The 22,576-nt window shown below is 57.6% G+C and carries 19 protein-coding genes; 12 read left to right on the top strand and 7 right to left on the bottom strand.

The features are described 5' to 3' along the window. Positions 1-8 precede the first annotated feature (8 nt). From lsrB to lsrA, 4 genes are read right to left on the bottom strand one after another with little or no spacing between them, the layout of a single operon-like run. Entirely contained in the window at positions 9-1,010 is a 1,002-nt protein-coding gene (gene lsrB / locus AX755_RS22505) for an autoinducer 2 ABC transporter substrate-binding protein LsrB (protein ID WP_020689399.1), read from the bottom strand. 1 nt (position 1,011) lies between these two features. Beyond that, positions 1,012-1,989 (bottom strand): autoinducer 2 ABC transporter permease LsrD, encoded by a 978-nt coding sequence (gene lsrD / locus AX755_RS22500; protein ID WP_062857481.1) that lies wholly within the window; start codon positions 1,987-1,989, stop codon positions 1,012-1,014. Then, positions 1,990-3,021 carry an autoinducer 2 ABC transporter permease LsrC gene (lsrC, locus tag AX755_RS22495; RefSeq protein WP_062857480.1) on the bottom strand — a complete coding sequence of 344 codons (1,032 nt, stop codon included), beginning with the start codon at positions 3,019-3,021 and terminating at the stop codon, positions 1,990-1,992. It abuts the gene before it with no gap. After that, positions 3,018-4,505, bottom strand: coding sequence for an autoinducer 2 ABC transporter ATP-binding protein LsrA (gene lsrA, locus AX755_RS22490; protein ID WP_062857479.1), 1,488 nt, complete (start codon positions 4,503-4,505; stop codon positions 3,018-3,020). Before lsrA ends, lsrC begins: the two co-directional genes overlap by 4 nt. Before the next feature lie 215 nt (positions 4,506-4,720). On the opposite strand from lsrA, the gene lsrR reads away from it, so the two are divergent. The 3 genes from lsrR (at position 4,721) to AX755_RS22475 (ending at position 9,507) form a co-directional block, all read left to right on the top strand. Next, the gene (lsrR, locus tag AX755_RS22485; RefSeq protein ID WP_013098851.1) at positions 4,721-5,689 is read left to right on the top strand and encodes a transcriptional regulator LsrR; all 969 of its coding nucleotides are present in this window, start codon (positions 4,721-4,723) and stop codon (positions 5,687-5,689) included. 35 nt (positions 5,690-5,724) lie between these two features. Beyond that, on the top strand, positions 5,725-7,320 hold the full coding sequence (lsrK, locus tag AX755_RS22480) for an autoinducer-2 kinase (protein WP_062857478.1): 1,596 nt from the start codon (positions 5,725-5,727) through the stop codon (positions 7,318-7,320). 165 nt (positions 7,321-7,485) lie between these two features. Continuing rightward, positions 7,486-9,507 (top strand): NADPH-dependent 2,4-dienoyl-CoA reductase, encoded by a 2,022-nt coding sequence (locus tag AX755_RS22475; protein WP_058678723.1) that lies wholly within the window; start codon positions 7,486-7,488, stop codon positions 9,505-9,507. On the opposite strand, the gene rlmG is transcribed toward AX755_RS22475, so the two are convergent. Further along, positions 9,504-10,640: a 23S rRNA (guanine(1835)-N(2))-methyltransferase RlmG gene (gene rlmG / locus AX755_RS22470; RefSeq protein ID WP_013098854.1), complete on the bottom strand. Its 1,137-nt coding sequence runs from the start codon at positions 10,638-10,640 to the stop codon at positions 9,504-9,506. The two genes, AX755_RS22475 and rlmG, sit on opposite strands and share 4 nt — an antisense overlap. A gap of 84 nt (positions 10,641-10,724) precedes the next feature. Between rlmG and AX755_RS22465 the strand changes: the two genes are divergently transcribed. The 4 genes from AX755_RS22465 (at position 10,725) to sstT (ending at position 14,966) form a co-directional block, all read left to right on the top strand. After that, positions 10,725-11,228 (top strand): YgjP-like metallopeptidase domain-containing protein, encoded by a 504-nt coding sequence (locus AX755_RS22465; RefSeq protein ID WP_038985775.1) that lies wholly within the window; start codon positions 10,725-10,727, stop codon positions 11,226-11,228. Between the two features lie 70 nt (positions 11,229-11,298). Beyond that, positions 11,299-12,297, top strand: coding sequence for a Gfo/Idh/MocA family protein (locus tag AX755_RS22460; protein WP_013098856.1), 999 nt, complete (start codon positions 11,299-11,301; stop codon positions 12,295-12,297). A gap of 251 nt (positions 12,298-12,548) precedes the next feature. After that, entirely contained in the window at positions 12,549-13,514 is a 966-nt protein-coding gene (locus tag AX755_RS22455) for a TerC family protein (RefSeq protein ID WP_013098857.1), read from the top strand. Between the two features lie 210 nt (positions 13,515-13,724). Continuing rightward, on the top strand, positions 13,725-14,966 hold the full coding sequence (sstT, locus tag AX755_RS22450) for a serine/threonine transporter SstT (RefSeq protein ID WP_062857477.1): 1,242 nt from the start codon (positions 13,725-13,727) through the stop codon (positions 14,964-14,966). Between the two features lie 91 nt (positions 14,967-15,057). Here sstT and AX755_RS22445 read toward each other — a convergent pair whose 3' ends face one another. Both AX755_RS22445 and uxaC read right to left on the bottom strand, forming a co-directional pair. Further along, positions 15,058-16,545, bottom strand: a complete 1,488-nt coding sequence (locus AX755_RS22445; RefSeq protein ID WP_045293610.1) for a UxaA family hydrolase — start codon at positions 16,543-16,545, stop codon at positions 15,058-15,060. Between the two features lie 17 nt (positions 16,546-16,562). After that, complete coding sequence (gene uxaC / locus AX755_RS22440; RefSeq protein ID WP_038420676.1) at positions 16,563-17,975, bottom strand: glucuronate isomerase; 1,413 nt, start codon at positions 17,973-17,975, stop codon at positions 16,563-16,565. A 473-nt stretch (positions 17,976-18,448) separates the two neighbouring features. Here uxaC and AX755_RS22435 point away from each other — a divergent pair, with 473 nt between their 5' ends. The 5 genes from AX755_RS22435 (at position 18,449) to AX755_RS22415 (ending at position 22,568) form a co-directional block, all read left to right on the top strand. Further along, positions 18,449-19,747 carry an MFS transporter gene (locus tag AX755_RS22435; protein WP_013098861.1) on the top strand — a complete coding sequence of 433 codons (1,299 nt, stop codon included), beginning with the start codon at positions 18,449-18,451 and terminating at the stop codon, positions 19,745-19,747. A gap of 141 nt (positions 19,748-19,888) precedes the next feature. Continuing rightward, entirely contained in the window at positions 19,889-20,665 is a 777-nt protein-coding gene (exuR, locus tag AX755_RS22430) for a transcriptional regulator ExuR (RefSeq protein WP_013098862.1), read from the top strand. Positions 20,666-21,008: 343 nt separating this feature from the next. Beyond that, positions 21,009-21,671 carry a DedA family general envelope maintenance protein YqjA gene (yqjA, locus tag AX755_RS22425; protein WP_013098863.1) on the top strand — a complete coding sequence of 221 codons (663 nt, stop codon included), beginning with the start codon at positions 21,009-21,011 and terminating at the stop codon, positions 21,669-21,671. A gap of 2 nt (positions 21,672-21,673) precedes the next feature. Next, positions 21,674-22,057, top strand: a complete 384-nt coding sequence (mzrA, locus tag AX755_RS22420; RefSeq protein WP_029883512.1) for an EnvZ/OmpR regulon moderator MzrA — start codon at positions 21,674-21,676, stop codon at positions 22,055-22,057. A 142-nt stretch (positions 22,058-22,199) separates the two neighbouring features. Beyond that, the gene (locus AX755_RS22415; protein WP_020689388.1) at positions 22,200-22,568 is read left to right on the top strand and encodes a DUF1090 domain-containing protein; all 369 of its coding nucleotides are present in this window, start codon (positions 22,200-22,202) and stop codon (positions 22,566-22,568) included. The last annotated feature ends 8 nt before the right edge of the window (positions 22,569-22,576 follow it).

Below are 22,576 nucleotides of genomic sequence, written 5' to 3'. Positions count from 1 at the left end.
CTCCCCCGTCAGAAATCGTATTTGTTGATGTTCTCTTTGGTGAACACCACGCGCTCTGGCAGCAGCACGATGCCGTTGCCTTTTGCTTCATACTGGTAGCCCTGGACGCTATTCGGCTCGACCTTCAGCGTACCGATATCTTTTACCTCCACGCTGTCGCCGACGTTAAGATCGCCTTTTTTCAACAAACGATCGGCGACATTGACCGCAATTTTGCCTTGTTGCACCACATCCCACAGGCCGAAGGCTTTAACCGTGCCGCGCTCGACGTACGGACGCATGACGTTAGGCGTACTGAATCCGACAATCGCCACCCCTTCCCGCTTCAGGTTTTCCGCCGCCTGCGCCGCGGCAGGCAGAGCGTTGGCATCCGGGGCGATGATCGCATCCAGATCCGGGTACGCTTTTAAGATCCCTTCGGCGGTTTGCAGGGATTTGGTGGCGTCGTTATAGCCAAACTGGGTGGTCACTATCTGCCACTGGGGATGATCTTTTTCGATTTTGGCCTTCGCCTCTTTCACCCACTGGTTCTGGTCGGTGACGGTCGGGCTGGAGTAGAAGAACGCCACTTTGGCATTCGGTTTTGTCACCTGCTTCCCGGCCATCTCCACCAGCAGGCCACCGAGCTGCTCCGGGGTACCCTGGTTGATGTAGATGCTGCGGCACTCCGGTTTGGTGTCGGAATCCCAGGTCAGCACTTTGACGCCGCGCTGCATGGCGCGCTTCAGCGCCGGGCAGAGGCCATCCGGCGACACGGCGGAGACGATAATGGCGTTATAGCCCTGGTTGACGAAATTATTGATGAGCTGCACCTGGCCGGAGACGCTCGGCTCGGTTGGGCCGTCGTAGGTGACGTCCACGCCGAGGTCTTTCCCCGCCTCTTTTGCGCCGTTGCCGCCGCTGGTGAAGAAGCCCACCCCCACCAGCTTCGGGATAAAGGCGATGCGGTCCGCCGCCTGCGCCGAGGCGAAGCTGAGGGCCATTGCCAGGACTATCAGTTTTGTTTTCATCTTACGCTCCGGATAGTTTTCTAAAGAGAGAACGCACCCATTCACGGTGCAGACTCAGCGAACGTCCCATCACCACCACAACCAACAGCGCCCCTGACAGCGCGTTCGACACCTGGTTGGGGATGCCGACCATCTGTAACCCCTGCTGCAGGTACCCCACCAGCAGCGCTGCCAGTGCCGTACCGATAACCGAACCTGACCCGCCATAAATATTCGCCCCGCCGAGTACGGCAGCGGTGAGGGCAGGCATCAGCAGATCGCGCCCCAGATCCGAGCGCGCGGAACCGAAATAGGAGACCATCACCAGGGCGGCAATGGCCGAGGCGACGCCCACCAGGCCATACAGCGCGTAGGGCATGCCGTTAACCGACAGCGCCGCATAGCGCGCGGCGCGCGGGTTCTGGCCGATTAAGAACAGATGCCGCCCAAAGCGTCCGCGGTGGGTAATCAGCCAGAAGAAGAGCGTAATGAGCGCAAACAGCACCAGCGGAATGGGCAGACCTGACACGGTCAGGTTAGCGAACGCGGTAAAGCTGTCCGGGAAGCCGCCGATGCCCTCATAGCCCGTCGCGCCCGCCATACCGGAGAGCAGCAACGCCCCGCCGCCGTAGAGGTAGAGCGTGCCGAGAGTGATAACTAAAGGGCTGATACCCGTGTAGTGGATCAGCGCCGCATTCACCAGCCCGCACAGCAGGCCCAGCAGCAGCGTCAGAGGAATGGCGACCGCCATCGGCCAGCCCGATTGCATCATCACTCCCAGCGCAATGGCGCACAGGCCAATGGTTGAACCGAGGGAGATATCGATCCCGCCGCTGATAATCACCAGCGTCAGCGGCAGCGCCACAATGCCGATGCAGATAAAATCGCTGGTGCTGAACAGCAGCATGTTGATGTCGAGCATCCGCGGGTTGATGGCGCCAAAGAGCAGGATCTCCAGCACCAGTAAGATCAGCAGCGCGCTTTCCCAGTTAAGCTTCATTTACGCCACCTCTTTTTTGCGTTTGGGAAATGGGGTGACGTGCTTTCCCCCTCTGTTACCCGGCTGGAAGCGACCGTATTTCAGCGCCCGCTGATGACGCGCCAGCGCCTGGCGCAGACGCCCGTCGAGCACCAGCACGCCCAGTAGCACCAGCCCGGCGATAAAGTCATTCCACCACGCCGGGAGCTTAAACAGCACCAGTACGGTGTCGATTTGCGTCAGGAAAAAGGCCCCAAGCAGTGCGCCAATCAGCGTGCCCGTCCCGCCCAGCAGCGAAATGCCGCCGAGCACGCAGGCGGCGATGGCTTTCATCTCCAGCCCGCTCCCGGTCTGGTTTGGCACAAAGCCAATCTGCGCGGCAAAGACAATCCCGGCGCAGGCCGCCAGCATGCCGTTGAGAGTAAAGGCGATCATCCGCGTGCGGTTGACCGCCACGCCCAGCTGGCGCGCGGCGGCAAGGTTATCGCCCACGGCATAGAAATCGCGTCCAAACGCGGTACGCGAGAGCGTCCACGCGCCGATGGCGGCCAAAAACAGCACCACCATGCCGAGCGGCGAAATGCCCACGGCTACGGGTTCAGAAAGGGATTTCAGCCCCGGCGGTAACCCTTCAATCCACTTTCCACCGGTCCAGAGCAGCATTGCCCCGCGATACAGCCCCAGCGTGCCGAGGGTGGCGACAATCGCCGGGATGCGCAGCGCCACCACCAGCAACCCGTTGAACGCTCCTGCCAGCGCGCCGACAGACAGCGCGAACAGCATCGACACCGGCAGGCTGTAGCCATTGTTCAGCGCCACGCCGACGGCGATGGCGGAGAGCCCCACGGTGGAGCCCACGGAGACGTCAATATTGCGGGTCAGCATCACCAGCGCGGCGCCAAGCGCCAGCAGGATCAGAATTTGCGCGCTGGCGAAGATCATCCCCAGCGTCTGAAGGCTCAGGTACGCCGGATTAAGCGCCACCAGCACGGCAAACAGCGCCAGAATGGCGAGAAACGCGCTCAGCTCGCGGTTTTTCAGTAACGTCTTCATGATTGTCCTCCGAACGCCAGCGCAATCATCCGATCGAGGCTGACGGCATGGCGCGGCAACTCGCCGCTAAGCACGCCCTGGTGCATGACCAGCACGCGATCGGCAAGGCCAGGGAACTCATCGAGATCGCTTGAGATCATCAGCACAGCCACGTTCTGCGCGGCCACGCTTTTGATGAGCTGGTAGATATCGGCACGTGCCGACACGTCCACGCCGCGCGTCGGTTCATCGACGATCAGCAGTAACGGGTTGGCTTCCAGACAGCGGGCCAGCAGCACTTTCTGCTGATTCCCGCCGGAGAGGGTGCGCACGGTTTGATCCGCATGGTTGAGTTTGATCCCCAGCGCGCGGTGGTAACGCTCCACCACTGCGGACTCCCGCTTGCGCTGCTGCCAGAGAGACGGCTCGTTCAGCGCCACGGTGTTCCAGCGGATGGGTGCATCCAGGAACAGGCCGGACACCTGCCTGTCTTCCGGCAGATAAACCAGGCCTTTGTCCAGCCGGGCGCCCACGCTCTCGTGAGTGATCTCCTGATTCTCCAGCCAGACCCGTCCGCCACGCACCGGACGCAGGCCGTAGAGCGTCTCGGCAAATTCGGTGCGCCCGGATCCGACCAGCCCGGCCAGACCGACGATCTCGCCTGCGTAGATCTCAAGCGAGAGATCGATAAACCCCTCCCCGGTAAGATCGTCCACGCGCAATACCGGAAAATCCTGCGGCTGGGTGCGACGGTTTCCCGGCAACGCCAGCCACAGTTTTTGCGCATCGCTTAAGCCTTTCTCCCGGCTCACCGGCGTCATGGCGGCAATCAGCGCGTTATCGTCGAACTGCGCGGTTTCCCCGCTGAGCACTACGGCACCGTCGCGCATCACCGAGACGTGGCTTGCCAGCTGGCGGATCTCCGGCAATTTATGCGAGATAAAGACGATGCCGACGCCCAGATCCTGCAGGGCGCGGATCTGGCGAAACAGACGTTCGGTTTCACCCGGCGTGAGGGAGGCCGTGGGCTCGTCGAGGATCAGGATCGTGGCGTTACGCATCAGACCGCGCAGGATCTCCACCATCTGCTGATCCGCCACTTCCAGCGTGCTGGCGGTGGCGTCGAGATTTAGCTGGCACTGCAGCTGCTGCAGCTTCTCCGTCAGCCGATTCTCTCTTTCCCGTTCACGCGGCAGGCGGAAAAGGATGTTTTCCCGCACCGTCAGATTGGGGAACAGGAGCGGTTCCTGGGGCACCAGATAGATACCTAACTTATGGGCCTGCACGGGCGTGAGCCGCGCATATGAATGACCTGCTACGGAAAGTTCACCGCTGTCCGGCGTCTCCACCCCGGCGATGATCTTCATCAGCGTCGATTTACCCGCGCCGTTCCCGCCCATCAGCGCATGCACCTGGCCCGCAAGCAGCGTGAAATCAATGCCTTTCAAAACCGGCACCCCGGAAAACTGCTTGCAGATGGCTCGTGCTTCGATAAGTGGGGTCATCATCGCTCCGCTATTGAACAAATGATTTTTAGATTTAATAATGTTCAAAAGCGTAGACGGTGAACTATATTTACAACCGTGCAGGGATCACAGTTTTATCGATTAAGATCCATCTGAGAAAGAAACTATCTAAATGATCCGTTTTGCCGCGTGGCTCACACTTTCGACCTGCGCCGTCACGAACATATGATCTAAATTTTTATAAGAGTTCAATTATGAGCGATAAACGCACTGCGGAAGAAGGTCGGTTTGCCGGGCTGGCACTGGCGGAAGAGGAGCTGGTTGCCCGCGTGGCCTGGTGTTACTACCACGACGGATTGACGCAAAACGACATTGGCGAACGGCTCGGCCTGCCGCGCCTGAAGATCTCTCGCCTGCTGGAGAAAGGTCGCCAGTCCGGGGTGATCCGCGTGCAGATCAACTCCCGCTATGAGGGCTGTCTGGCACTGGAAACCGAACTGCAGCAGCGCTTTGGTCTAAAGCTGGTGCGCGTGCTGCCAGCACTGAATACCCCGCCAATGAACGTGCGGTTAGGCATTGGTGCCGCGCAGTCGTTAATGGGCGTGCTGGAACCCGGCCAACTGTTAGCGGTGGGATTTGGTGAAACCACCATGAGCAGCCTGCAACATCTGAGCGGCTTTATCAGCTCGCAGCAGATCCGCCTGGTGACCCTTTCCGGCGGCGTGGGGCCCTATATGACCGGTATCGGCCAGCTGGACGCGGCATGCAGCGTCAGCATGATCCCCGCCCCGCTTCGCGTCTCCTCCGCCGAGGTGGCCGGGATCTTAAAACGTGAAACCAGCGTGCGGGACGTGATCCTCGCCGCAACGGCGGCCGACGTGGCGGTGGTCGGGATTGGGTCCGTGAACCAGCGTCGTGATGCAACGATATTGCGCTCAGGCTACATCAGCGAAGGTGAACAGCTGATGTATGCCCGTAAAGGGGCGGTCGGCGACATTCTCGGTTATTTCCTCACTGCCGAAGGAGAGTGCGTTGAGGAGCTGGAGATCCACAAAGAACTGCTGGGCGTCACGCTTGATGAACTGGCGCAGTTGCCTACCATCGTCGGCGTGGCTGGCGGTGTTGAGAAAGCCGATGCGATTTACGCCGCACTGAAAGGTCGCCGTATCAATGGCCTGGTGACGGAAGAGACAACAGCCCGCGCGGTGCTGGCCCTGACGTAACGGGGTAAGCCCTGCGCTAACAACGAGGCAAACTCATGAGTTACCTTTTAGCGTTAGATGCAGGGACAGGCAGCGTGCGTGCCGTTATTTTCGATCTGCAGGGCAATCAGGTTGCCGTGGGTCAGGCCGAGTGGCAGCACCTGAGCGTGGAAAATGTGCCGGGCTCGATGGAGTTCGACCTCAATACCAACTGGCGGCTCACCTGCCAGTGCATCCACCAGGCGCTGGATCGCGCGCACCTGAGCGCGGCGGATATCCAGTCCGTCGCCTGCTGCTCCATGCGCGAAGGGATCGTGCTGTATGACCGCAACGGTGAGGCCATCTGGGCCTGCGCCAACGTCGACGCCCGCGCCAGCCGCGAGGTGGCCGAACTCAAAGAGATCCACGACAACCAGTTTGAATCCGAAGTGTACGACGTTTCCGGCCAGACCCTGGCCCTGAGCGCCATGCCGCGTCTGCTGTGGCTGGCGCACCATCGCCCGGATATCTATCGCAAGGCTGCCACTATTACCATGATCAGCGACTGGCTGGCGGCGAAGCTCTCCGGCGAGCTGGCGGTCGATCCATCAAATGCGGGCACTACGGGGATGCTGGATCTCTTCTCCCGCGACTGGCGGCCAGCGCTGCTGGATATGGCCGGGCTGCGCGCCGATATCCTCTCTCCGGTGAAAGAGACCGGCACCGTGCTGGGCGCTATCACTAAAGAGGCCGCGCAGCAGAGCGGCCTGCGTGAAGGCACCCCTGTGGTGATGGGCGGAGGCGACGTGCAGCTGGGCTGTCTGGGGCTGGGCGTGGTCCGCGCCGGGCAAACGGCGGTGCTGGGTGGTACCTTCTGGCAGCAGGTGGTCAATCTGCCGCAGGTGCGCACCGATCCTGAGATGAATATTCGCGTAAACCCACACGTCATCCCCGGTATGGCGCAGGCGGAGTCGATCAGCTTCTTCACCGGCCTGACCATGCGCTGGTTCCGCGACGCCTTCTGCGCGGAAGAGAAGCTGATCGCCGAACGTATGGGGATGGACACCTATTCCCTGCTCGAAGAGATGGCGAGCCGGGTGCCCGCGGGTTCGCATGGCGTGATGCCCATCTTCTCCGACGCGATGCATTTTAAGCAGTGGTACCACGCCGCCCCGTCGTTTATTAACCTCTCCATCGACCCGGAAAAGTGCAACAAAGCGACGCTGTTCCGCGCGCTGGAAGAGAACGCGGCGATTGTCTCGGCCTGCAACCTGGCGCAAATCTCACGTTTCTCCGGCGTTAAATTCGAGAGCCTGGTGTTTGCCGGAGGCGGTTCGAAGGGGGCGCTATGGAGCCAGATTTTAAGTGACGTCACCGGTTTGCCGGTGCGCGTACCGGAAGTGAAAGAGGCCACGGCGCTGGGTTGCGCCATTGCCGCCGGAGCCGGGGCCGGACTGTTTGCGGATATGGCCACCACCGGCGAGCGGCTGGTGAAATGGAGCCGCGAGTTTACCCCGAACCCGCAGCACCGGGCGCTGTACGATGGCATGATGCAGAAGTGGCAGGCGGTGTACGCCGACCAGCTCGGTCTGGTGGACAGCGGGCTGACGACCTCGATGTGGCAGGCACCGGGGCTGGTGCGAGCATCCCCCTCACCCCGGCCCTCTCCCTAAGGGAGAGGGAGATTGAGTCCCCTCTCCCTGTGGGAGAGGGTTAGGGTGAGGGCATTATTTGAATCCCATCACAATCACTGCATTCCCCTTTTCCCTTTTACTTCGTGCTGGCTAAATTAGTAACTCATCCGACCACATAACAATAATTTTACACTGGAAGAGACTATGAGCCGCTACCCGTCGCTATTCGCCCCCCTCGATCTGGGGTTCACAACGCTCAAAAACCGCGTGTTGATGGGCTCAATGCATACCGGGCTGGAGGAGCATCCGGACGGGGCCGAGCGTCTGGCGGCCTTTTATGCCGAACGCGCGCGCCACGGTGTGGCGCTGATCGTCACCGGGGGGGTGGCTCCCGCGCCATCAGGCGTGGGGATGGAAGGCGGAGCGGTGCTTAACGATGCGTCACAGCTGCCGCACCATCGTATTGTGACCGATGCCGTTCACAAAGAAGGCGGTAAAATCGCCCTGCAGATCCTGCATACCGGGCGTTATAGCTATCAGCCCAATCTGGTGGCACCGTCGGCCATTCAGGCACCGATTAACCGCTTCAAGCCGCATGCCCTCAGCCACGATGAAGTGCTGGCGCTGATTGACGACTTCGCCCGCTGTGCGGCGCTGGCGCGTGAAGCGGGCTATGACGGCGTCGAGGTGATGGGTTCCGAGGGCTATCTGATTAACGAATTCCTCGCCGCCCGCACTAACCAGCGTGACGACGAATGGGGTGGCGATTATGCGCGACGCATGCGCTTTGCCGTCGAAGTGGTACGCGCCGTGCGCGAACGTGCGGGCGCTGACTTTATTATCATCTTCCGCCTGTCGATGCTGGATCTGGTGGAAGGCGGCGGGACGTTTGACGAGACCGTCCAGCTGGCGCAGGCGATTGAAGCCGCCGGTGCCACCCTCATCAATACCGGGATTGGCTGGCACGAGGCGCGTATCCCGACTATCGCCACGCCGGTACCGCGCGCGGCATTCACCTGGGTTACGCGCAAGCTGAAAGGCAAAGTGTCTGTTCCGCTGGTGACCACTAACCGTATTAACGATCCGCAGGTGGCGGATGATGTCATCTCACGCGGCGATGCCGATATGGTGTCGATGGCGCGTCCGTTCCTGGCAGATGCAGAACTGCTTTCCAAAGCGCAAAGCGGGCGTGCGGATGAGATCAACACCTGCATCGGCTGTAATCAGGCCTGTCTGGATCAGATCTTCGTCGGGAAAGTGACCTCCTGCCTGGTTAACCCCCGCGCCTGCCATGAAACCAAAATGCCGGTGCTCCCGGTAGACAAATCAAAACGCCTGGCGGTTGTCGGGGCGGGCCCCGCGGGGCTGGCGTTTGCGGTAAATGCGGCGTCGCGCGGGCACAGCGTGACGCTGTTCGATGCCGCAGGCGAAATTGGCGGGCAGTTTAATATTGCCAAACAGATCCCCGGCAAAGAGGAGTTCTATGAAACGCTGCGCTACTACCGCCGGATGATCGAGCTCACGGGTGTGGATCTGCGGCTCAACCAGTGGGTAAGTGCGCCAGATCTGCTGGATTACGACGAGGTGATCCTGGCAAGCGGGATCGCCCCGCGCACGCCTGCGATCGAGGGTATCGATCATCCTAAGGTGCTGAGCTATCTCGATGTGCTGCGCGATAAAGCGCCGGTTGGGGAAAACGTGGCCATTATCGGCTGCGGTGGGATCGGCTTTGATACCGCCATGTATTTAAGCCAGCCGGGCGAGGCCACCAGCCAGAACATTGCCGAATTTTGCGTGGAATGGGGCATCGACACCAGCCTGAGCCAGTCCGGCGGCCTGCGTCCGGAAGGGCCACAGCTGCCGAAAAGCCCACGGCAGATCGTCATGCTGCAGCGCAAAGCAAGTAAGCCGGGTGAAGGACTGGGGAAAACAACCGGCTGGATCCACCGCGCCACCCTGCTTTCGCGCGGCGTGAAGATGATCCCGGCGGTGAGCTATCAGAAGATCGACGACGACGGCCTGCACGTCACGATCGGCGGTGAGCCACAGCTGCTGCGCGTGGATCATGTGATTTTATGTGCCGGGCAGGAGCCAAAGCGCGATCTGGCGGATCCGCTGCGTGAGGCAGGTAAAACGGTGCATTTGATCGGCGGATGCGATGTGGCAATGGAGCTGGATGCGCGGCGGGCCATTGCGCAGGGCACCCAGCTTGCACTGGTTATTTAGCGACGACGTCCCAGCTTCACCGCTTTCAACACCACGAACTTGTTGTTGGTGGCGATGGTGACGCAGTTACCGAAAATCTTCTTCAGCTTGTGGAAGTAGTCCAGGTGACGGTTCGCCACAATATACAGCTCGCCGTTGATTTTCAGGCAGCGGCGCGCATGGTGGAACATCTCCCACGCGACGTTATCCGTCAGGGCGTGCTTCTGGTGGAACGGTGGGTTGCAGAACACGGCGTTGAAGCGGAAAGGCTCTACGCCGGACAGCGCGTTATTAATCATAAACTCACAGCGATCCAGCGCCTCTGGCATGTTGGTTTCCACGTTCAGACGGCTCGAGGCTACCGCCATTGGCGATTCGTCGCTGAAGACCACGCTGGCTTGTGGGTTCTTTGCCAGCAGCGTCAGGCCAATCACGCCGTTACCGCAGCCGAGATCCACAATCTCCCCTTCCAGATTTTCCGGCAGATGTTCAATAAAGAAACGTGCGCCGATATCAAGGCCGGTACGTGAGAAGACGTTCGCGTGATTGTGGATGGTCCAGTCGGTGCCTTCCATCTTCCAGCTCAGCGTCTCTGGCGCGTCAGCCAGTTCCGGCGCGCTGAAGGTACAGTTGATCAGGCGCGCTTTTTTCCAGGCCAGCGTCGTGGTGGTCGGGCCCAGCACTTTCTCGAACAGCTCCAGCGTTGAGGTATGAATATCACGCGCCTTCGCGCCCGCGATGATGCGCGTCTCTGGCGTGACGACTTTCCGTAATGCACGCAGTTGCTGCTCCAGCAACGCCATGGTTTTTGGCACTTTGATCAGCACCACGCCCGGCGCCTGCGGGTAGTCTGCGGTGCTGTCGAGGAACTTCACGCTGGATTCATCGAGATCGTTGTGACGCAGGTTTTCACGCGTCGCCAGCTCGCTTAAGTATGAATCGCCAATGCTATAAGGCGTGTGCGCCGCCAGGGCGCAGCCCAGCGCTCCGAAGGCATCATTCAGGATCAGAACCGGGCCGCGAATTTCAGTGTCATCCAACTGTTGCAGCAGATATTCATCCGCCGCTTCCCACGCCTGAAGCGGGTTAACGTCGTCCGTCTCCGGGAAACGTTTAAGGTTGAGTGAACGGAAACCGTTGTCTAAGTGGCTCATCGGCCCTCCTGAATGGTAAAATTTGGCGTTATCCCTGAAAAGGGTGCGTGAGTATACCCGTTTTCAACTTATTTTGGGGTTTTGATGAACCAGCTGACTTATCTCCAGGGCTACCCGGAGCATTTGCTCTCCCAGGTACGCACGTTAATTGCCGAGCAAAAACTGGGGACGGTGCTGGAAAAACGCTATCCCGGCACGCACGATGTCGCGACCGATAAGGCCCTCTGGCAGTATACGCAGGATCTCAAAAACCGGTATCTGAAGAGTGCACCACCCATCAATAAAGTGATGTACGACAACAAGATCCACGTGCTGAAAAACGCGCTCGGCCTGCATACGGCCATTTCACGCGTCCAGGGCGGTAAGCTAAAAGCAAAAGCCGAGATCCGCGTCGCCACCGTCTTTCGCAACGCACCGGAAGCCTTTCTGCGGATGATCGTGGTGCACGAGCTGGCGCACCTGAAGGAAAAAGAGCATGACAAGGCGTTCTATTCCCTGTGCTGCCATATGGAGCCACAGTACCATCAGCTGGAGTTTGATACCCGTTTGTGGCTTACGCATTTATCGTTAAAGAGTAATGCGCAGTAGCGCACTGGTTTTGCAACAATCACGTGCTACAGTGGCTAAAGGTTCCCCGCTATGGAGTACGTAAACGTTTATGATACGTTTCGCAGTCATTGGTACGAACTGGATCACGCGCCAGTTCGTCGACGCCGCCCACGAAACCGGCAAACTTAAGCTCACCGCCGTCTATTCCCGCAGCCTTGAACAGGCGCAGGCCTTCGCGAACGATTATCTGGTTGAACATCTGTTCACCTCGCTTGATGAGATGGCGCAAAGCGACGCCATTGACGCGGTCTATATTGCCAGCCCGAACGCCCTGCACTTCCCGCAAACCCGGCTCTTCCTCAGCCATAAAAAGCATGTCATTTGCGAGAAGCCGTTGGCCTCGAATATCGAGGAAGTGGAAGCCGCCATTCAGTGCGCCCGCGACAACCAGGTGGTGCTGTTCGAAGCGTTCAAAACCGCCAGCCTGCCGAACTTCCTGCTGCTACAGCAGTCTTTGCCGAAGGTGGGCAAAGTGCGCAAAGCCTTTATTAACTATTGCCAGTACTCGTCGCGCTACCAGCGTTATCTGGACGGCGAGAACCCGAACACCTTTAATCCGGCCTTCTCCAACGGCTCGATTATGGACATCGGTTTCTATTGCCTGGCCTCTGCGGTTGCCCTGTGGGGCGAGCCGCACGGCGTAACGGCCACTGCCAGCCTGCTGGAGAGCGGCGTGGATGCGCACGGTGTCGTGGTGCTGGATTACGGTGATTTCAGCGTCACGCTGCAGCACTCCAAAGTGAGTGACTCCGTCCTGCCAAGTGAAATTCAGGGTGAAAACGGATCGCTGGTTATCGAGAAGATCTCCGAATGCCAGAAGCTGAGTTTTGTGCCGCGCGGCGGTAAAGCGCAGGAGCTGACGCAGCCTCAGCATATTAACACTATGCTCTATGAGGCAGAGGTCTTCGCCCGTCTGGTGGAAGACAACGAAGTGAATCACCCGGGGCTTGCGATAAGCCGCACCACGGCGAAGCTGCAAACGGAAATCCGTCGCCAGACCGGCGTGGTTTTCCCGGCTGACGGCGTGAGCACAGAAGCTATCGCGTAAAGCTGTGTAATGAATGACTGAGGACCATTGACGAAACTGATGGTCTGACATATTTTGTTACGAGCAAAGGGGAGTAACTTCCTTGCCGGTGGATCGTCATTACGATGCGTGCAAAACCGCATCCGGTCGCCGGGCAACCTTCGTGGTTGTAAGTGAGACCTTGCCGGAAGGCGAGGTCTATGCATAAAAAGCTAACGGCTATCGTCTTCTGACCATGGCCGTTTTTGTTTTTTATGTGTAAGGAAAATAGTATGCATTCTGTCGGCACTCCAATGTTGTGGGGCGGATTCGCGGTTGTCGTGCTCATCATGCTGGCAATCGACCTCTTTTTGCAGGGCCGTCGCGGCGAGCACGGCATGAGCGTCAAGCAAGCCGCCGTCTGGTCGCTGGTGTGGGTATCCCTCTCACTCCTTTTCTGCGCCGCCTTCTGGTGGTATCTGGCCTCGACCGAAGGCCGTGCGGTGGCTGATCCTCAGGCGCTCGCCTTCCTCACCGGTTATCTGATTGAAAAAGCGCTGGCGGTTGATAACGTCTTCGTCTGGCTGATGCTGTTCAGCTACTTTGCCGTGCCTGCTGCCCTGCAGCGTCGCGTGCTGGTTTACGGCGTGCTGGGGGCAATCGTCCTGCGTACCATCATGATCTTCGCCGGTAGCTGGCTGATAACCCAGTTCGAATGGCTGCTGTACGTTTTTGGCGCGTTCCTGCTGTTCACCGGGGTTAAAATGGCGCTGGCGAAAGAAGACGAAACCGGTATTGGTGATAAGCCGCTGGTGAAGTGGATCCGTGGTCATCTGCGCATGACGGACAAAATCGAGAGCGAGCATTTCTTTGTCCGCAAGAATGGCCTGCTGTTCGCCACCCCGCTGCTGCTGGTGCTGATTCTGGTGGAGCTGAGCGATGTGATCTTCGCCGTGGACAGTATCCCGGCTATCTTCGCTGTCACCACCGACCCGTTCATTGTGCTGACCTCTAACCTGTTCGCTATTCTCGGTCTGCGTGCGATGTATTTCCTGCTGGCAGGCGCGGCTGAGCGCTTCTCAATGCTGAAGTACGGTCTGTCGGTGATCCTGGTGTTTATCGGTATCAAGATGCTGATTGTTGATTTCTACCATATCCCGATTGCCATCTCGCTCGGCGTGGTGTTTGGCATTCTGCTGGTAACGCTGATTATCAATACCTGGGTTAACCGCCAGCACGATAAAAAGCAGCAGGCGTAGTGCGTTTTGCCGGGTGGCGCAGCGCCACCCGGCACTTTCGTTAATCAATAGTTAAAAAACATGACGCAACACGTAAAATCCAGCATTTTACTCTTCCGCCTTTCCTCGCTTTCCCTGATACTCAACCAGGCAAACAAATACTTACATCCGGACATAAATGTGCCTTAGAGCACAGCCAGGATGGAACGCAATTTCACTCAGGAATAACGTATGAGCACACAATCACGCGGTCTGTTCGCGCGCCTGGCGCAGGGCAGCCTTGTAAAACAAATTCTGGTTGGGTTGGTACTGGGTATTCTGCTGGCAATGGTGTCAAAACCTGCTGCGGAAGCCACGGGGCTGCTTGGAACCCTTTTCGTTGGCGCACTGAAAGCCGTGGCACCGGTACTGGTTCTGATGCTGGTCATGGCGTCGATTGCCAACCACCAACACGGACAAAAAACCAACATTCGGCCGATCCTCTTCCTGTATCTTCTGGGCACTTTCTCCGCTGCCTTAACCGCCGTGGTATTTAGCTTCCTGTTCCCGTCTACGCTGCACCTGACCAGCGCGGCCGGTGATGTCACGCCCCCATCGGGGATTGTGGAAGTGCTTCGTGGTCTGCTGATGAGCATGGTCTCTAACCCAATCACAGCGCTGATGAACGCAAACTACATTGGCATCCTGGTCTGGGCAATTGGGCTGGGCTTCGCGCTGCGTCATGGTAATGAGACCACGAAAAACCTGGTTAACGATGTCTCGAACGCCGTGACCTTCATGGTGAAACTGGTGATTCGTTTTGCACCAATCGGTATTTTTGGTCTGGTCTCCTCTACGCTGGCAACCACCGGTTTTGACGCGCTGTGGGGCTACGCCCAGTTACTGGTCGTGCTGGTTGGCTGTATGCTGCTGGTGGCACTGGTGATTAATCCCCTGCTGGTGTTCTGGCAGATCCGCCGCAACCCGTATCCACTGGTGCTGACCTGCCTGCGTGAAAGCGGCGTGTACGCCTTCTTTACCCGCAGCTCCGCAGCTAACATTCCGGTTAACATGGCGCTGGCGGAGAAGCTGAATCTGGATCGTGATACTTACTCCGTGTCTATCCCGCTGGGTGCAACCGTGAACATGGCGGGCGCGGCGATCACCATCACCGTGCTGACCCTGGCGGCTGTGCATACGCTGGGTATTCCTGTGGATCTGCCTACGGCGCTGCTGTTGAGCGTGGTGGCCTCGCTGTGTGCCTGTGGCGCATCTGGCGTGGCGGGCGGCTCTCTGCTGCTGATCCCGCTGGCGTGCAATATGTTTGGTATTCCGAACGAAATTGCCATGCAGGTGGTCGCAGTCGGCTTCATTATCGGTGTGCTGCAGGATTCCTGTGAGACGGCGCTGAACTCTTCTACCGACGTGCTGTTCACCGCTGCGGCCTGTCAGGCGGAAGATGCGCGTTTAGCGAAGAACGCATTACGAGGTTAACAGCAAAACGGCAACCCTGAGGTTGCCGTTTTTAGTGTTTGTCCCCTCTCCCGTGGGAGAGGGTCAGGGTGAGGGCATCAGGCCGCACCGATTACAACGTCACACCACTCTTAAAGATCGCCAGCTCGCGGAAGTCGTTTTTCTCGTTGCAGGTCTGCTTGCCGTTGGCAAATTCCACAATACTGTCCACAAACTCCGTCAGCAATTCAGGCATTGCTTTACCGTGAATGAGCTGACCGGCATCAAAGTCGATCCAGTGCTTTTTCTTCGCCGCCAGTTCACTGTTGGTGGCAATTTTGACCGTCGGGACAAACCCGCCGTACGGCGTACCGCGGCCGGTGCTGAACAGCACCATGTGGCAGCCGGCACCGGCCAGCGCGCTGGTGGCAACCGCATCGTTCCCCGGGGCGCTCAGCAGGTTCAGTCCGTGGGTTTTCAGGCGTTCGCCGTAGCGCAGGACATCCACCACCTGGCTGGCGCCCGCTTTCTGGGTACAACCCAGTGACTTCTCTTCAAGCGTGGTGATCCCACCCGCTTTGTTACCCGGCGACGGGTTCTCATAAATCGGCTGGTTGTGAGCGATGAAGTACTGTTTGAAATCATTCACCATGGTGACCGTTTTCTCAAACGTCGCTTCATCACGGCAGTGGCTCATCAGGATACGCTCGGCACCGAACATCTCCGGCACTTCCGTCAGCACCGTCGTTCCCCCGTTGGCGATCACATAGTCCGAGAAGCGGCCCAGCATCGGGTTCGCGGTGATCCCGGAAAGACCGTCCGAGCCACCACACTCCAGCCCAAACTTAAGCTCGCTCAGCTTGCCTGGCTCACGTTTATCGTGGCGCATCGCCTCATACAGCTGGTGCAGTTGCTCAACGCCCGCTTCCACTTCATCATCCTGATGCTGACACACCATAAAGTGCACGCGCTCAGGGTCAAACTCGCCCAGCGTCTCCCGGAAGGCATCCACCTGGTTGTTCTCGCAGCCCAGGCCAATCACCAGCACCGCCCCCGCGTTCGGATGACGCACCATGTTTTGCAGCATGGTACGGGTGTTAATGTGATCGTCACCCAGCTGTGAACAGCCGTAGGTGTGGCTGAACAGGTGCACGCCGTCAATGCCTTCGGCATCGTGAGTCTCTTTCAGGAAACGCGTCTGGATTTGACGCGCGATCCCGTTCACGCAACCGACTGTCGGGAGGATCCAGAGTTCGTTGCGGATCCCTACCTCACCGTTGGCGCGGCGGTAGATCTGCACCTCACGATCTGCCGCCTGCTCCTCTTGCGCATGAAAATCAGGTTGATAGCTGTACTCGTCCAGATCGCTCAGATTGGTGCGGGTATTGTGGGAATGAATGTATTCACCCGGCGCAATATCCGCCAGCGCATGGCCAATCGGTAAACCGTACTTCACCACGTTATCCCCTTTCATAATGGGGATCAGGGCAAACTTATGTCCACGTCCAATGGCCTGGCGCAACGTGACCGATTGATTACCGAAAGTGACCTCTGTTCCTTCGGTCAGATCTGCCAGCGCGACGCCGACGTTATCCAGCGAATGGATTTTGATGTAGTGCATATCAACCTCAAACGGGCTTAGTTCAGTTCAATGGCGAAGTAGTCACGCGCATTGTTAAAGCAGATGTTTCTCACCATCTCGCCGAGCAGCTGGATATCCGCCGGTGCTTCGCCCGCGTGCACCCAGCGGCCAATCATCTGGCACAGAATGCGGCGGAAGTATTCGTGGCGGGTGTAGGAGAGGAAACTGCGGCTATCGGTCAGCATGCCGACAAAGCGGCTTAACAGACCCAACTGCGCCAGTTGCGTCATCTGACGCTCCATGCCATCTTTCTGGTCATTGAACCACCAGCCGGAGCCGAACTGCATCTTGCCCGGCATCCCTTCACCCTGGAAGTTGCCGATCATGGTGCCCAGCACTTCGTTATCGCGCGGGTTCAGGCAGTAGAGGATGGTTTTGGGCAGCAGGTTTTGCTCGTTCTGTTTGCTCAGCAGTTTAGAGAGCGCTTCGGCCAGCGGACGGTCGTTGATGGAGTCAAAGCCCACGTCCGCGCCCAGCAGTTTGAACTGACGCTGGTTGTTATTACGCAGCGCGCCAATGTGGTACTGCTGCACCCAGCCGCGACGGGCATATTCAGCGCCAAGGAAGACCAGTACTGCAGTTTTGAACTGGGCGACTTCATGCTCGCTCAGGGCTTCACCGGAGAGACGGCGCGCCAGAATGCTATCCAGCTCGGCTTCGTTAGATTCTGCAAACAGCACCACATCCAGGGCATGGTCAGAGACTTTACAGCCGTGTGCCGCAAAGTGATCCAGACGTTTGATCAGCGCGCTCTGCAGGTCCGCAAAACGACGAATGTCGGTGTCAGAAACCTCGCCCAGCTTCGCCATATAGTCGCTAAAGGTGTCGAGTTCGATGTTAAAGGCTTTATCCGGACGCCAGCTTGGCAGCACTTTGATATCAAACGCGGTGTCTTTTGCAATGACCGCGTGATGTTCAAGCGAGTCGATCGGGTCGTCGGTGGTGCCCACCATCTTCACGTTCATCTGCTTCATGATGCCGCGCGCGGAGAAGTTATCCTGTGCCAGCAAGTCGTTGCACTGCTCCCAAATCTCATCCGCCGTAGCCGGTGAAAGCAGCTTACCGGTAATGCCAAACGGACGGCGCAGTTCGAGGTGCGTCCAGTGATAGAGCGGGTTACCGATGGTCTGCGGCACGGTAGCCGCCCAGGCATCAAATTTCTCGCGGTCGCTTGCGTCGCCGGTACACAGGCGTTCAGCGACGCCGTTGGTGCGCATGGCGCGCCATTTATAGTGATCGCCCTTCAGCCAGATGTCATACAGGTTTTTGAAACGGTAATTGTCGGCAACCTGCTGCGGCGGTAAATGGCAGTGGTAATCAAAAATGGGCTGGTCTTTTGCGTAGTCGTGATACAGGCGGCGGGCAAATTCAGTGTCTAACAGAAAATCGTCGGTCATAAACGGTGTCATTATCGTCTTCCTCGTAACGGGAGCGGCAGAAAGCTTATGTTCAGATGCTGCAAAGTTATCACACCAATTTCCAGAGCCTGAGGTTTTTTTCGTGAGTTGGATCAATAAACCCGGACAAAAAAATTACCCCGAATGAGGTAAACCCTTCTGCAGGCCGCGTCAGAACTGGCTTCGCCTGCGCCAGATAATGCCCCTACAAAGAATCATACATTTGTGATGTCACTCACCTTTTAAAGTTGTATGACAAGTTATCTTTTCGCCGTCGCAAACACGCAGCCGACGGAATGCATTACCGGTGTCAGACATCGGATTTAACGGTACGGAAACCGACTTATGCACGCTTATTTATGGCAAGGTTCGGGCCGTTCCGGGACGTTCTCCCGGTTACGCCCCTCCCGTTACACAGCCCTCCCCCAAACCGGTGAGAGGTTGCCGTGCCCTGGCACGGAAATAACATAACGATGAGGTTTTAGATGCGTAAAATTAAAGGGTTACGTTGGTATATGATCGCACTGGTGACGCTCGGCACCGTGCTGGGCTACCTGACGCGTAACACCGTGGCAGCCGCCGCGCCCACGTTGATGGAAGAGCTGCACATCTCCACGCAGCAATACTCCTACATCATTGCCGCCTACTCCGCGGCTTATACCATCATGCAGCCTGTTGCAGGCTATGTGCTGGACATTCTCGGTACCAAAATCGGTTATGCCTTCTTCGCCATCGCCTGGGCGGTGTTCTGCGGTGCAACGGCGCTGGCAGGCAGTTGGGGTGGCCTGGCGCTGGCACGCGGCGCGGTAGGTGCGGCGGAAGCGGCGATGATCCCGGCAGGGCTGAAAGCCAGCTCTGAGTGGTTCCCGGCAAAAGAGCGTTCCATTGCGGTCGGTTACTTCAACGTCGGCTCGTCCATCGGGGCGATGATTGCCCCCCCACTGGTGGTGTGGGCCATCGTCATGCACAGCTGGCAGATGGCGTTTATTATCTCTGGCGTACTGAGCTTTGCCTGGGCCATGGCGTGGCTGGTGTTCTATAAACACCCGCGTGACCAGAAAAAACTGTCTGAAGAAGAACGCGAGTACATCATTGGCGGTCAGGAAGCGCAGCACCAGACCAACAACGGCAAAAAAATGTCCGTCTGGCAGATCCTGGGGACCCGTCAGTTCTGGGGTATCGCGCTGCCACGCTTCCTGGCTGAACCGGCCTGGGGCACCTTTAACGCCTGGATCCCACTGTTCATGTTTAAGGTCTATGGCTTTAACCTGAAAGAGATCGCCATGTTCGCCTGGATGCCCATGCTGTTCGCTGACCTGGGCTGTATCGTGGGTGGTTACCTGCCGCCACTGTTCCAGCGCTGGTTTGGGGTGAACCTGATTGTTTCCCGTAAGATGGTGGTGACCATGGGCGCGCTGCTGATGATTGGCCCGGGGATGATCGGCCTGTTCACCAGCCCGTACGTGGCTATCGCCCTGCTGTGTATCGGTGGCTTTGCTCACCAGTCGTTATCCGGTGCGCTGATTACCCTCTCGTCTGACGTGTTCGGCCGTAACGAAGTGGCAACGGCCAACGGCCTGACCGGGATGGCCGCCTGGACCGCAAGTACCCTGTTTGCGCTGGTGGTGGGTGCGCTGGCGGATACCATCGGTTTCAGCCCGCTGTTCGCGGTACTGGCTATCTTCGACCTGATGGGGGCAGTCGTTATCTGGACGGTGCTGAAAAGCAAATCTGCCGACGAACTGGCGAAAGAGTCCCTCGGGGGACCGGCGACGCAGAGTTAGCATTGCTGTGCCGGGTGGCGCTGCGCTTACCCGACCTATAAAACCAGCCGCCTCCGGGCGGCTTTTTTAATGGCAAAATCTGGAGAGTGGCATGCAAAAGTGGTATAACAAATCATCCGCCGTACCCTGCCTGGAGCGCATATGGAAATCACCGAACCACGTCGTTTATATCAACAACTTGCTGCCGAGCTGAAAGATCGCATCGAGCAAGGGGTCTATCTTGTCGGTGACAAACTCCCCGCTGAGCGCTTCATAGCCGATGAAAAAAACGTGAGCCGCACCGTGGTGCGTGAAGCGATCATCATGCTCGAAGTGGAAGGTTACGTTGAGGTTCGCAAAGGTTCCGGCATTCATGTGATTTCTAATCAGCCTAAACACTCTCCTGTTGCGGACGAAAGCCTGGAATTTGCCAGCTATGGTCCGTTTGAGCTGCTCCAGGCCCGCCAGCTCATTGAAAGCAACATTGCGGAATTTGCGGCAACCCAGGTGACCAAGCAGGACATCATGAAACTGATGGAGATCCAGGAGAACGCCCGCAAGGAAAAATGTTTCCGCGATTCGGAGTGGGATCTGCAGTTCCACGTTCAGGTGGCACTGGCAACGCAAAATACCGCGCTGGCCGCAATTGTAGAAAAAATGTGGACTCAGCGCGTTCACAACCCGTACTGGAAAAAACTGCACGATCATATCGATTCACGTACGGTGGATAACTGGTGTGACGATCACGACCAAATCCTCAAAGCGCTGATTCGTAAAGATCCCCACGCCGCGAAACTGGCCATGTGGCAGCACCTCGAAAACACCAAGCAGATGCTGTTCAATGAGACCAGTGACGACTTCGAATTTAACGCCGACCGTTATCTTTTTGCGGATAATCCTGTCGTTCACCTCGATACCGCGTCAAGTCAGGCAAAATAGTTTGCCTCCGTGCTGGCAGGCGCTTCGCTGCGCCTTCCCGCGCTTATGGGTAAGCAAAACATATATAGTGTCAGCCTTTGTAAATCCCCTCGCTCACTTCCAGGGCTTACGCCAAAATCATCACACCCTGCAAATTCTGTGACGCAGAACGTTGGGCTTTGTTACAATTGGATTCAATTCCTTATTTTGTAAGTTAGTGCTTGCTAACCAGCCAATTAACAGGGAACAGTGTTGGCCACACCGCAATGTGTCCGCGAGCGACCATAATGAAATCACAACAATGTCGCCGTGCTGTTTGTCCCGGATAACAGGCGTGACGTTAACCGATTTCCAGGAACACTGAATGGAACTTTTGACCCAACTACTGAATGCCCTCTGGGCTCAGGATTTCGAAACGCTGGCCAACCCTTCCATGATTGGCATGCTCTATTTTGTCCTGTTTATGATCCTGTTCCTTGAGAACGGTCTGCTGCCTGCGGCCTTTTTGCCCGGCGACAGTTTGCTGGTGCTCGTCGGCGTGCTGTGTGCCAAAGGGGCGATGGCGTTTCCGCAAACCATTTTTTTACTGACCGTCGCCGCCAGCCTCGGCTGCTGGGTGAGCTACATCCAGGGACGATGGCTTGGCAATACGCGGATCGTGCAGAACTGGCTTTCGCACCTTCCGGCACATTATCACCAGCGGGCGCACCATCTTTTCCATAAGCACGGTCTTTCCGCACTGCTGATTGGCCGCTTTATTGCGTTTGTACGTACTTTGTTGCCGACCATCGCGGGTCTGTCAGGTCTCAGCAGCACTCGCTTCCAGTTCTTTAACTGGATGAGCGGCCTGCTGTGGGTGCTGATCCTCACCACGCTGGGCTATGCGCTGGGTAAAACGCCGGTCTTCATGAAGTATGAAGATCAGCTGATGTCATGCCTGATGCTGCTGCCTGTCGTCCTGCTGGTCTTCGGCCTGATCGGTTCGCTGGTTGTCCTGTGGAAGAAAAAATACGGAGCCAGGAGCTAACCATGGTTATCTCAGCGCTCTCCCTGCGTCGTAGTGCGTACGCACTGATCGCCCTGGTGCTTATCAGCGCCATGCTTCTGATCTGGAGCGCGCTTTCGCATCAGGAATCTACGCTGGCCATTCGCCCGGTTAATCAGGGTGTCAGCGTACCGGATGGGTTTTCTGTCTGGCACCATCTGGATGCCAACGGGATCCGCTTTAAAAGTATCACCCCACAAAACGATGTGTTACTGATCAAGTTTGACTCTCGTGCGCAGAGCGCGGCCGCGAAAGTGGTGCTTGACCGCACGCTGCCGCAGGGATACATCATTGCCCAGCAGGACGATGACAGCCGGCCAGCGGCCTGGCTGTCGCTGATTCGCGATACGTCGCATCGATTTGGATAATTACCAGGATTCCGAATCTTTTCACTCACTTTGGTGAATCCCCCGTTTACTTACTATGCTTAAGTACGCGGAGCACCCCTCAAATGTTCTCCGCTTAGTCTGGATAGCGGCGTATGCCGCAACACAATGGAAGGTTTCGATAATGAAATTCCGCATTACTCTGGCTTTGGCCCTTTTATCTTTAAGCACTGCCTCCTTCGCCACTTCTCTCTGTCAGGAGAAAGAGCAGGATATTCAGCGTGAGATCGGTTATGCCGAAAAGCACAACAATCAGCATCGTGTTGAGGGGCTGAAAAAAGCGCTGAGCGAAGTGAAAGCGAACTGTTCAGACAGCCAACTGCGTGCCGATCACCAGAAAAAAATCGCTGAACAGAAGGACGAGATAGCCGAGCGTCGTCACGACCTGCAGGAAGCGAAAGAGAAAGGGGATGCGGAAAAAATTGCCAAGCGCGAGAGAAAGCTGAAAGAAGCGCAGGACGACCTGAAAGCGCTGGAAGCTCGCGATTATTGAGTTAACGG

This window comes from Enterobacter sp. SENG-6, assembly GCF_001605945.1.
GTDB classification, from domain to species: Bacteria; Pseudomonadota; Gammaproteobacteria; order Enterobacterales; family Enterobacteriaceae; genus Enterobacter; species Enterobacter cloacae.
The sequence above is the reverse complement of the archived record's forward strand: the minus strand, read 5'-3'. Positions and strand labels throughout refer to the sequence as shown.

What these genes read in the sequence shown, in the direction of transcription:
- lsrC (WP_062857480.1), bottom strand. Translation starts at nt 3,021, where the DNA reads ATGAAGACGTTACTGAAAAACCGCGAGCTGAGCGCGTTTCTCGCCATT.
- AX755_RS22415 (WP_020689388.1), top strand. Translation starts at nt 22,200, where the DNA reads ATGAAATTCCGCATTACTCTGGCTTTGGCCCTTTTATCTTTAAGCACT.
- lsrR (WP_013098851.1), top strand. Translation starts at nt 4,721, where the DNA reads ATGAGCGATAAACGCACTGCGGAAGAAGGTCGGTTTGCCGGGCTGGCA.
- yqjA (WP_013098863.1), top strand. Translation starts at nt 21,009, where the DNA reads ATGGAACTTTTGACCCAACTACTGAATGCCCTCTGGGCTCAGGATTTC.
- AX755_RS22465 (WP_038985775.1), top strand. Translation starts at nt 10,725, where the DNA reads ATGAACCAGCTGACTTATCTCCAGGGCTACCCGGAGCATTTGCTCTCC.
- lsrA (WP_062857479.1), bottom strand. Translation starts at nt 4,505, where the DNA reads ATGACCCCACTTATCGAAGCACGAGCCATCTGCAAGCAGTTTTCCGGG.
- uxaC (WP_038420676.1), bottom strand. Translation starts at nt 17,975, where the DNA reads ATGACACCGTTTATGACCGACGATTTTCTGTTAGACACTGAATTTGCC.
- AX755_RS22435 (WP_013098861.1), top strand. Translation starts at nt 18,449, where the DNA reads ATGCGTAAAATTAAAGGGTTACGTTGGTATATGATCGCACTGGTGACG.
- sstT (WP_062857477.1), top strand. Translation starts at nt 13,725, where the DNA reads ATGAGCACACAATCACGCGGTCTGTTCGCGCGCCTGGCGCAGGGCAGC.
- rlmG (WP_013098854.1), bottom strand. Translation starts at nt 10,640, where the DNA reads ATGAGCCACTTAGACAACGGTTTCCGTTCACTCAACCTTAAACGTTTC.
- AX755_RS22460 (WP_013098856.1), top strand. Translation starts at nt 11,299, where the DNA reads ATGATACGTTTCGCAGTCATTGGTACGAACTGGATCACGCGCCAGTTC.
- AX755_RS22445 (WP_045293610.1), bottom strand. Translation starts at nt 16,545, where the DNA reads ATGCACTACATCAAAATCCATTCGCTGGATAACGTCGGCGTCGCGCTG.
- mzrA (WP_029883512.1), top strand. Translation starts at nt 21,674, where the DNA reads ATGGTTATCTCAGCGCTCTCCCTGCGTCGTAGTGCGTACGCACTGATC.
- AX755_RS22475 (WP_058678723.1), top strand. Translation starts at nt 7,486, where the DNA reads ATGAGCCGCTACCCGTCGCTATTCGCCCCCCTCGATCTGGGGTTCACA.
- exuR (WP_013098862.1), top strand. Translation starts at nt 19,889, where the DNA reads ATGGAAATCACCGAACCACGTCGTTTATATCAACAACTTGCTGCCGAG.
- lsrD (WP_062857481.1), bottom strand. Translation starts at nt 1,989, where the DNA reads ATGAAGCTTAACTGGGAAAGCGCGCTGCTGATCTTACTGGTGCTGGAG.
- AX755_RS22455 (WP_013098857.1), top strand. Translation starts at nt 12,549, where the DNA reads ATGCATTCTGTCGGCACTCCAATGTTGTGGGGCGGATTCGCGGTTGTC.
- lsrK (WP_062857478.1), top strand. Translation starts at nt 5,725, where the DNA reads ATGAGTTACCTTTTAGCGTTAGATGCAGGGACAGGCAGCGTGCGTGCC.
- lsrB (WP_020689399.1), bottom strand. Translation starts at nt 1,010, where the DNA reads ATGAAAACAAAACTGATAGTCCTGGCAATGGCCCTCAGCTTCGCCTCG.